Genomic DNA, 8697 nt, shown 5'->3' with positions numbered 1-8697 from the left:
TTTTAGTTAAAAATAAAAAGCACTGATAGCAACAATGCCCATTAGCCCAGCCACAACCGGATTAAAGGAAGTGTTACCACCAAAACCGAAGAGAGAAAAAACAACAAAGACAAAAGAACCAAATGGAAAAGTCAGGTAAAAAAGCAAAAGGAAATAAGCGATATAGGCTTCCCCACCATGCTTATCCCCATTTTCAATAACCATATAGAAATATAAAAATAAAACCATTACACTCCAAAGAAAGAGCGGCATAAAAGCAAAGATTTTTTTCCACTTAGTCATCATTATTCTTCCAACTCATCCGCCATTGCCGCCAAAATTTCTCGCGTTAAATATGCTAAAGCGCGATAAAAAGGCAAGGTAGCATAGGTTTCTATTTGAGTTAAAAATTTCGCGGCACAAGGCAATAAGAAAGCTTCAAATAGCGTTCGTTGCGCAGAGATGGAATCAACATTATCTTCTAACCAAGAAGCCGTTAGCAAAAGTAACGCAAAATGATCCGCACTTTCCACTTCCGGCATACCGCGCTCATTACGAAAAGCGACAAAATCCGCTAAATCAATATCATAAGCTGAAATCGCTGTAGCAACATGACCTTCTGTACCAAACAATTTTTGATATTCTTGATTTAACAAGGTGAGATCGATTTTTAACTGAAGATTATCTAACGCAGCTTGACTTTCTTTATCCGCATCGAGTGCCCAAACTTGGTTTAAGCCTTTTTGTTGCAACCAATCAAAAACACCGGCAAGCACCGGATCTGTCGGATCACGATAAAATAAGTTGCCAAATAAACGGCTAACTAAAGAAAAATTATTCAGTGTTTTTTCTGTACTCATACTGCTTTTCCATTTAAAAGTGCGGTCAATTTTTCCCGTGTTTTTTGTTCAACAATATCAAGCATTGCGCGACGTGCTTCATCATCAATTAAATGAATATCACCAAATAGCTCATAGGTTACGTTTTCAATACCGCAATAATTAAATAAACCGTTCACTAAACAATGATCCAAGGATTTATCAATACCAAATTCTTTATACTTATCAACATTGCTACCAAGTGTGATGAATTGTTGCATTTGTTTCCCTTTTAGCAAACCAACAGATTCCCCATTTTCTGTTTTGTAAGCAAAACCATGGCTTAATACCCGCTCCAAATAACCTTTTAAAAGAGCCGGAAAGCCCATCCACCAAAGAGGATAAATTAGCGTAATTAAATCGGCTTGGCGAATAAGATCGTGTTCATATTTGACTTCCTCGGGAATGATGCCGCGATTCACTGCTTGTAATTCTTCAAAAGAAATAATCGGATTAAAATCCATGGTATAGAGATTACGGAATTGGGTTTCTACCCCAAGCACTTGACTGGTTTTCGCCACACAATCCGCCACTGCACGCCCAAAGCTACCTTTAGAATTAGGATGGGCAAAAATAATGAGATGATTCATTCAGTTACCTTTTCTACAATAAGCGTGATACCCTCTACACGCACCACTTTGACAAGATCATTCACCATAAGCTGTTCCCCTTGAATGCGCCAAGTCGTATCGTCAAATGCTCCCCTGCCAATACCGTTTGCCGCAATTTCCCGCACGGTTCCCTGTTTACCGAGCATAGCGTGATCCCGCTGATTTAATGTACTCTGAGCCTGATCCCGATTGTCTTTATTATATTGATAGCGCCACCAAATCACCGACAAAATACACGCCAAAACCGCATAAAAAATTGCCAATCCTGTTAAGGCAAAATTCGGAAAAATAAATTGCACAAGTGCAGTCACTAAAGCGGCCAATCCCCACCAAAGTAAAAACACACCGGGGATGATCACTTCAGCAATCAGTAAAACAAAACCGAGTACCAACCAATGCCATAATGACCACGAGGTTAACCATTCTGTCATATTGCCTCCTTTGATAGAAAAAGTGCGGTCAATTTTAACCGCACTTTGAAAAAATTAAATGCCCTTAGGCTTTGTTATCGCCTTTTAATAATTCTGCAATACCTGCCACAGAACCAATTAAGTTGCCCGCCTCTAATGGCATTAATACCACCTTGCTATTTTTTGAACCGCCAATTTCTTTTAGTGCTTCCGTGTATTTTTGGGCAATGAAGTAATTGATTGCTTTCGTATCACCACTTGCGATGGCTTCAGATACCATTTGTGTTGCTTTCGCCTCTGCCTCTGCCGCACGCTCACGGGCTTCCGCTTGCAAGAAAGCCTCTTGGCGTTCCCCTTCGGCTTTTAAAATACGTGCTTGTTTTTCCCCTTCCGCACGTAAAATTTCCGCTTGTCGAATCCCCTCGGCTTCCAATACTTCCGCACGTTTATTACGTTCGGCTTTCATTTGCGCATTCATAGAATCGATCAATTCACGTGGCGGACGAACATCACGAATTTCAATACGGGTTACTTTGATCCCCCACGGATTCGTTGCTTCATCAACAATAGCGAGCAAACGGCTATTAATAGAATCACGTTGCGATAACATTTCGTCCAACTCCATCGAGCCGAGTACGGTACGAATATTCGTCATGGTTAAATTAATAATCGCCTGTTCAAGATGATTAACCTCATAGGCCGCACTGCGTGCGTCAATCACTTGAACAAAACATACCGCATCAATGGCAACATTAGCGTTATCTTTAGAAATAACCTCCTGTGAAGGAATATCCAACACTTGTTCCATCATATTAATTTTGCGACCGACACGATCCACAAAAGGCACAACGATATTCAAGCCCGGCATTAATGTACGTGTATAACGCCCAAAACGCTCAATCGTCCAATTATATCCCTGTGGTACGGTTTTGATGGTTGAAAATAAAATAACAATAATGAGTACAAGAAAGACTAATGTCGCTAAGGTTAATCCATCCATTTTGATGTCCTCCATCTGGTTTTAACAAAAAAGTCTAACAAATTAGACCGCACTTTGTATAGCGAAATCTAAGTCTCTAAAAAACAAAAGTGGGCTTTCGCCCACCTCATAAAATAGTTAAATTATGCGTTATTTTTTCGCTCTTCTTCCATACATACTGCGGCGGTAAATAACACATCAGTCGAAGAGTTTAATGCGGTTTCGGTAGAATCTTGCAAGATACCGATAACAAAACCGACCCCAATCATTTGTGCTGCCACATCATCAGAAATACCGAATAAACTACATGCCAACGGAATGAGTAGTAATGACCCACCGGCAACTCCCGAAGCACCGCAAGCACAAAGTGCCGCCACTACACTTAATAACACGGCACTAACAAAGGATACTTCCATACCAAGTGTATATACTGCCGCTAAAGTTAATACGGTAATAGTAATAGCAGCACCCGCCATATTGATATTTGCCCCCAATGGAATTGCTACCGAATAGGTTTCTTCATCAAGATTTAAACGTTTTGCTAAGGCAATATTCACTGGAATATTTGCTGCAGAGCTGCGGGTGAAAAATGCGGTTACACCACTTTCGCGTACACAAGTCCAAACCAACGGATACGGATTTTGGCGAATTTTCCAATAAACTAAAATAGGATTAAGAACAAATGTGGTAAAAAGCATTGTACCAATTAAGACAAATAATAGATGAATATAACCGCCTAAAGCCACTAATCCTTTATCTGATAAGGTTTCTGCCACTAAACCAAATACCCCAAAAGGCGCAAATGAAATTATCACATGTACAATTTTAGAGATTCCCTCTGCAAAATCTGCCACCACTTGTTTTGTTGCGTCAGAGGCATAACGAAGCGCTAATCCTAAACCGATTGACCACGCCAACACCCCAATAAAGTTTGCTTTAAAAATCGCATTTAGCGGGTTATCCACTACATTAAGCACTAAGGTTAATAATACTTGGGATATCGATTGTGGTGCAGAAGTCACATCTTCCTTCACGGATAATGCCACCTCTGAAGGGAAAAGCATGCTTGCAATCACCGCGGCTAATGCGGCTAAGAAAGTACCTAAAAGGTAAAGCACAATGATTTCTTTCATATTGCTTTTTGAACCAACCTTTTTATTTGCTAATGCCGCCATGACAAGAAAGAAAATTAAAATTGGTGCAACCGCTCGAAGTGCTTTGACAAAAATTTGTCCTAATACACCAATCTTTGATGCAAGATTGAAACCAAATATTTGTTCAATACTTGAGTTAACAAGCGCAACAAGGATCCCGAGAATAAGACCAATAGCAATTCGTTTCACTAAATTACCTTGGAAAAGAAAATGAAATAAACGTGATATATTCATAATAAATTTAAATAAAAATATAATTAAACTTCAGATCATTGCAGATCCACCTAAGCAAGCTAAAGATAGCTTAAATTCTATCTAAAAGAAAACCTTTTCTTCGCTTTTTATCATAGTTTCATCATTTCCGGCTTACTCATTATATTTTTTCTAAAATTTTGCTTGATAAAAAAATTTTTTCCATCTGGCATTGACAAACTGTATGAAACATCAGTATATTTACACCTGTACAAAAAACCATAGTTAACCCAAAGGAAAATAAGATGATGAACTACGCAAACACTGTTACTCCAAATGAAATGACGTTTTCTTATCATCCGATGCCATTCTTTAATGATATTGAGAAAAGATCAAAATTCAGTAAAAAACTTGATTTAAATCTCTACTGTATCAAGCGTCCACAGCAAACCTGCTTCATTCGTGTGACGAATCCAAATATGCTTGCTTGGGGAATTGAACAAGGTGATATGTTGATCGTTGAAAAAAATGATCGTCTTTCTATTGGTGATATTGTTGTATTAGAAAGCGAAAATGAATTTCATCTCTATGAATTTATTACTCATCATGATGAATTTATTTTTATGGCACTAGATTCTCAAATGCAAAATATCAAAACAAAGGATTGGGCATCATTACCGATTATTGGAACCGTAACAAATACGATCCACCAAATTCAGCCAAAACGTAATACGCTAAAATTCTCGGCTTAATCTAAGCTATGTAGCAATTTTTGTCACAAAAACAGATAAAAACAAAGCCATCACAGCCCCTAGAAAAAGTGCGGTTAAAATTGACCGCACTCTAGTTATATCAACTAATCATAAAGATCTTCACCATCTTTTCTTGTTCTTAATAATTGTAAAATCCAAACATATTGTTCCGGGGTTGGAGTGACAAAAGATTCGATTTCTTCATTCATTGCTCGAGCGGATTTTTCAGATTCATCACTCAGCAACATAGCAGAATGAATTTCTTTCATATTTACCGATTTTCGCGTTATAGCGAGGAAACATGGGGATTACACATAGAAGTCATTGGCATCTCATAGGCATGGAAAATAATATCGAACGCATCAATATCCTCAACTATGAGCCACCATTAAAATAATGTTATAGTGCCCTACCTTGGCTTTTTAAATATACTCAATACCAATAAATTCACTGAATTTTTGTAAATGTCTTTAGAAGAGTACTCCTAAATCCAGCAATAGGAAATAGGACCTGCTAAGCCCTATTTGAAAAATAAATAATTTTTAACTTACAATCATTGGAGCCCATATAAAGCCAAACACAACCCCAACAATAACCCCCAATAGAGCCGGTAACATAAATGGATGGTTCAACACATATTTCCCAACACGCGTTGTACCTGTGGTATCCATTTCCATGGCTGCCAATGAAGTAGGATAAGTTGGTAAAAGGAAAATACCTGTTACAGCCACAAATGAACCTAAGATAGCCCAATTAGGAACCCCTAATGCAACAGCAAGAGGAATAATTAAAGGAGTTGTAGAACCTTGAGAATAAAGCAAAGCACATGTAAAGAATAATACTGGAGCAAGTAACATAGGATAAGTCTGCAAAATATCTCCCGCGATTTCTTTAATACTACCTAAATGAGCATCAACAAATGTAATACCAAGAGTAACAATGCCAAGAATAACAGCTACAGAACTCATGCCTGAGCGAAAGGTGGAATTAGTAATAACTGCATCTGGTTTCGTTTTACTTGTAATGAGCATTAAACAAGCGGATGCAAGCATAATGACAATAATAATATCACGTGTTCCCATTGACTTACCGTTTTCATATATAGGTCTTAGTGTTGGTAATGTCGCAAAAAGCACAATAGCTACTGTCGCTAATAGAAAAATAATGACCGATAATTTTGATGATTTAGAAAACTCAGTCATTTTAAATGTCGTTTTAGAAACAAGACCATCTTGCAAACGTTGCAAATAAACAGGATCATCCTGTAATTCACATCCTTGTCTAGAAGCCACTAAAGCTGCAACCATAGATGCAACAAATGACACTGGCAAACAAACGGTCATTACCTGAAAAAATGTCACAGAATTGTTTTCCATAATCGTAATCATAGCAGCCATTGCCGCACTAATAGGAGAACCTGTAATTGCCAATTGGGATGAAACTACTGCTCCAGATAACGCTCTAGAAGGTCTAATTCCAGACTCTTTAGCGACCTCAGCAATAACCGGTAAAGTTGAGAAAACGATAAATCCAGTTCCCGCAACAATGGTCATTAACCAAGTAATAATTGGTGCAATAAAGTTAATATGTTTTGGATTTTTACGCATTAATTTTTCTGCATAATTAACTAAAAATGCCATGCCTCCTGTCGCTTGTAAGGTTGCAGCTGAAAGTGATACAGACATAATAATTAAAATAACATCAATAGGTACAGAACCCATCGGAAGTCTAAGACCTAGCGTCAATATAGCCAATCCCAGCCCACCAAATAAACCAATAGCAATTCCACCAAACCGAAGCCCTAAAACAATAGAGGCTAATACGACAAAAATTTCTACCCAGATCATAATAATCCTCCTTATTTTAATGTGTGTGATACCAACGAATAGCTGCTCTTACCAATGCGGCTGTTGAATCTTCGTATAATGTTGGTTCATCTTTAATCACCCTGTGTAAAATAAGAGGAACTTCTGTACATCCTAAAATAATTACTTCAGCCCCGCGACGAATAAGTTCATCACGTTGAACTAACATTAATTTTTCCGCTTTATCTATTTCTCCACTTTTATAAAGGTAAATACTCTCCATAACTGATTTCTGATTACTACCCTCAGGAATTAAGCATGTTAAACCTTGATTTTCTAACTTTGTTTGATAAAGATGGATTGCTAACGTTGCATCAGTCGCTAGAATTCCAATTTTGGTTTTGCCTGTTTTTATTATTTCATTAATTGTGGAATCAACTATATTAAGCATATCCACATGGCATCGATCTTTTAATTCATCGTACCAATAATGTGCTGTATTACATGCGATTAGAATGCACTTTGCTCCTGCTCTTTCTAATCCCTGTATACGTTCATCCATTGCCATCAAAGGGGATGCTCCGCCATGTAGAATTGATGAGGTACGATCAGGAATATCCGGAATAGAGGAAATGATAAGAGGAATATGTTCTTGGTCACAGGTCGCTGGTGTAAATTGAATGAACTTTTGAAACATATCAACTGTCGCTGCCGGCCCCATTCCACCTAAAATACCAATTACATTTTTCATATAAATCTCCTATTAAAATTTTTATCGATTTATTTTTAACAAAAAGTTATCTGGAAAAGGAAATGCAACAAATCGAACAGCAATGCAAATATTGCATAAAAAAGTATTAAAGATGTAAAATGAAGTTGTTTTAGCTAATAAATCAATACAATAGCTATTATTGAAATTTAAATAATATATTGATTTATGAATATGTTATGCAAAAAATGCATAACCAGGAGGCTGTAATGAAGAACATTGAAACAAAGTGGTTAGAAGATTTTTTAACTTTAGAGGAGACCAGAAACTTCTCACAAGCAGCAGAAAATAGAAACATATCGCAATCAGCATTCAGTAGAAGAATCATTGCATTAGAAGAGTCTGTAGGTGTTAAGTTATTTAGTAGAGGCTCATCACCACTACAATTAACTGAAGGAGGTAGGCTCTTTCATTCACAAGCAAGAAACTTGTTAAAACAACTTCAATATAACCTTGATGAATTGCAGGGACAAAATACACAAAATAAACCAAATATCACATTTGCAGCAGCACATTCACTATCGTTATCGGTTATGCCAAAATTAATCAGTGATATTGGTCAATCGCATCATCAATTTATTTACTCAGTAGAAGCTATTGATGTCGATCAGACAGTAAAAACATTAGTGGAGGGGAAAAGCGATTTCATTTTCTCCTTCTACGATGATCTATTAAGTCAAGAACCATTTCTGTCCAAAGAAATATTAGAATCAAAACTCTACCCTGTCAGTGCGATTGATCAAAATAAGGAGGCAATATTCAACTTTTCTCAGAACTCTATACCGCTTCTTAATTATACAAAACAATCGTATATGGGAAGATTAGTGAATAGAAAATTAAATCTGTATGCTCATCTAAATTTTAGAACTATGTTTGTTTCATCTATGAGTGAATTACTAAAAAAAATGGTACTAAATAAACAAGGCATAGCCTGGTTACCTGAATATTCCATTAAAGATGAACTGAAACAAAATAAACTCATCATTCTTAATGATAATGAATTAACAATACCAATTAAAGCTTATATTTATAGAATAAATTCAAGATTAAATAATTATGCAGAACAATTTTGGGATTTTCTAGATAAAAAAATATAAATATTAATCATAAAGATCTTCGCCATCTTTTCTTGTTCTTAATAATTGTAAAATCCAAACATATTGTTCCG

At 36.7% G+C, this 8697-nt stretch carries 10 protein-coding genes and 1 pseudogene; 2 read left to right on the top strand and 9 right to left on the bottom strand.

Annotated features, from left to right (window positions below; genetic code table 11):
* Window positions 1–6 precede the first annotated feature (6 nt).
* The 6 genes from BKK47_RS10615 to sstT form a co-directional block, all read right to left on the bottom strand.
* On the bottom strand, window positions 7–228 hold the full coding sequence (locus tag BKK47_RS10615) for a hypothetical protein (protein ID WP_158074769.1): 222 nt from the start codon (window positions 226–228) through the stop codon (window positions 7–9).
* A gap of 56 nt (window positions 229–284) precedes the next feature.
* Entirely contained in the window at window positions 285–839 is a 555-nt protein-coding gene (locus tag BKK47_RS10610) for a TorD/DmsD family molecular chaperone (protein WP_077494801.1), read from the bottom strand.
* The gene (locus BKK47_RS10605) at window positions 836–1447 is read right to left on the bottom strand and encodes an NAD(P)H-dependent oxidoreductase (protein ID WP_077494800.1); all 612 of its coding nucleotides are present in this window, start codon (window positions 1445–1447) and stop codon (window positions 836–838) included. Before BKK47_RS10605 ends, BKK47_RS10610 begins: the two co-directional genes overlap by 4 nt.
* Window positions 1444–1899 carry an NfeD family protein gene (locus BKK47_RS10600; RefSeq protein WP_077494799.1) on the bottom strand — a complete coding sequence of 152 codons (456 nt, stop codon included), beginning with the start codon at window positions 1897–1899 and terminating at the stop codon, window positions 1444–1446. The genes BKK47_RS10605 and BKK47_RS10600 overlap by 4 nt, the downstream gene beginning before the upstream one ends.
* Window positions 1900–1963: 64 nt before the next feature.
* Window positions 1964–2878: an SPFH domain-containing protein gene (locus BKK47_RS10595; RefSeq protein WP_059365436.1), complete on the bottom strand. Its 915-nt coding sequence runs from the start codon at window positions 2876–2878 to the stop codon at window positions 1964–1966.
* A gap of 122 nt (window positions 2879–3000) precedes the next feature.
* Window positions 3001–4245 carry a serine/threonine transporter SstT gene (sstT, locus tag BKK47_RS10590; protein ID WP_077494798.1) on the bottom strand — a complete coding sequence of 415 codons (1245 nt, stop codon included), beginning with the start codon at window positions 4243–4245 and terminating at the stop codon, window positions 3001–3003.
* Window positions 4246–4511: 266 nt separating this feature from the next.
* Here sstT and BKK47_RS10585 point away from each other — a divergent pair, with 266 nt between their 5' ends.
* Window positions 4512–4955 (top strand): LexA family protein, encoded by a 444-nt coding sequence (locus BKK47_RS10585; RefSeq protein ID WP_077494804.1) that lies wholly within the window; start codon window positions 4512–4514, stop codon window positions 4953–4955.
* A 104-nt stretch (window positions 4956–5059) separates the two neighbouring features.
* Here BKK47_RS10585 and BKK47_RS12795 read toward each other — a convergent pair.
* The 3 genes and pseudogenes from BKK47_RS12795 to cuyB all read right to left on the bottom strand — a co-directional run.
* A pseudogene (locus tag BKK47_RS12795) lies at window positions 5060–5267 on the bottom strand (LpxL/LpxP family acyltransferase); the annotation flags it as partial.
* A 230-nt stretch (window positions 5268–5497) separates the two neighbouring features.
* The gene (locus BKK47_RS10575) at window positions 5498–6802 is read right to left on the bottom strand and encodes an anaerobic C4-dicarboxylate transporter (RefSeq protein WP_077494797.1); all 1305 of its coding nucleotides are present in this window, start codon (window positions 6800–6802) and stop codon (window positions 5498–5500) included.
* A gap of 16 nt (window positions 6803–6818) precedes the next feature.
* Entirely contained in the window at window positions 6819–7511 is a 693-nt protein-coding gene (gene cuyB, locus BKK47_RS10570) for a cysteate racemase (RefSeq protein ID WP_077494796.1), read from the bottom strand.
* A 206-nt stretch (window positions 7512–7717) separates the two neighbouring features.
* Here cuyB and hypT point away from each other — a divergent pair, with 206 nt between their 5' ends.
* On the top strand, window positions 7718–8626 hold the full coding sequence (gene hypT / locus BKK47_RS10565; protein WP_077494803.1) for a hypochlorite stress DNA-binding transcriptional regulator HypT: 909 nt from the start codon (window positions 7718–7720) through the stop codon (window positions 8624–8626).
* Window positions 8627–8697 lie beyond the last annotated feature (71 nt).

This window comes from Rodentibacter mrazii, from assembly GCF_001998825.1.
Classification (GTDB): domain Bacteria; phylum Pseudomonadota; class Gammaproteobacteria; order Enterobacterales; family Pasteurellaceae; genus Rodentibacter; species Rodentibacter mrazii.
Note: the sequence above shows the minus strand (reverse complement) of the source record. Positions and strands in the feature narration are given on the sequence as shown.